The sequence below is a fragment of the Acidiphilium sp. JA12-A1 genome (genome assembly GCF_000724705.2).
GTDB classification, from domain to species: Bacteria; Pseudomonadota; Alphaproteobacteria; order Acetobacterales; family Acetobacteraceae; genus Acidiphilium; species Acidiphilium multivorum.
The window spans coordinates 1-381 of sequence record NZ_JFHO01000205.1 but is presented as its reverse complement, the minus strand read 5'-3'; the positions used below and the strand labels follow the sequence as shown (position 1 = coordinate 381).

The 381-nt window shown below is 79.8% G+C and carries 1 protein-coding gene; it reads left to right on the top strand.

The window, feature by feature from the left end; translation table 11 throughout:
- On the top strand, positions 1–381 hold a 381-nt coding region (locus tag RT91_RS19300), incomplete at both ends, for an exodeoxyribonuclease VII large subunit (protein WP_035189456.1).

Below are 381 nucleotides of genomic sequence, written 5' to 3'. Positions count from 1 at the left end.
GAACTCGCCGTGCCCGACCGCATGGCGCTGGCCGCCGATCTCGCCCAGAGCGGCGCGCGGCTGACCGGCGCGCTCACCCGCGTCACCCAGTCAGTCCGCCTGCGGCTCGACCGCGCCGCCGCCGCCCTGCCCGACCTGCCCTCGATGATCGGCACCGCCCGCCAGCGGCTGGATGATCGCGGCGAGCGCCTCGCCCTCGCCCTGCCCCGCCTCGTCGCCGCGAAGCGCGCCCAGGCGCGGGAAGTCGCCGCCCGCCTCGTGCATCCGCGCGAGATCATCGCCGCCCGCCGCCACAGCCTCGCCCTGCTCGGCCAGCGCCTCGCCGCCCCGGCCCCCGGCCTGCTGCGGGAGAACCGGCTCCGCCTCGGCGCGCTCGCCGCC